This is a genomic window from Candidatus Collinsella stercoripullorum, assembly GCF_027669965.1.
GTDB lineage: Bacteria > Actinomycetota > Coriobacteriia > Coriobacteriales > Coriobacteriaceae > Collinsella > Collinsella stercoripullorum.
Genome location: NZ_JAQECM010000079.1, coordinates 1 through 313, shown reverse-complemented (window position 1 = coordinate 313; position 313 = coordinate 1). Strand labels below are relative to the sequence as shown.

Below are 313 nucleotides of genomic sequence, written 5' to 3'. Positions count from 1 at the left end.
GGGCGAGGGGCTGTCGGCCATGGCGCAGGCCACCGGCGCGCTGGGCGACGGCGCGCTCCAGCTGAAGGACGGCTCGGCGCGCATCGTGGACACCGTGTCGTCGGCGGGCGAGAGCCTGTCCTCGGCATCCTCCGAGTACGCCGACCGCGCCGCCGCGGCGTCCTCGGCGGTCTCGTTCAGGAGCACCCGGATGCACGAGGCGTCCTCGGGCCTCGCCGCCGCGGCCCCCGCCCTCGCCGCCGGGGCCCTGTGGGTCGGCGCGCTGCTCGCCTCGCTGGCGCTCGTCCCCGCCGACGCGCGCGCCGCCATCGCG

1 protein-coding gene is annotated in these 313 nt (G+C 79.2%); it reads left to right on the top strand.

What is annotated here, in order from left to right:
- Positions 1-19 precede the first annotated feature (19 nt).
- Positions 20-313 (top strand): hypothetical protein (locus PHA29_RS10220; RefSeq protein ID WP_270849524.1); only part of this gene is annotated, 294 nt, incomplete at its 3' end.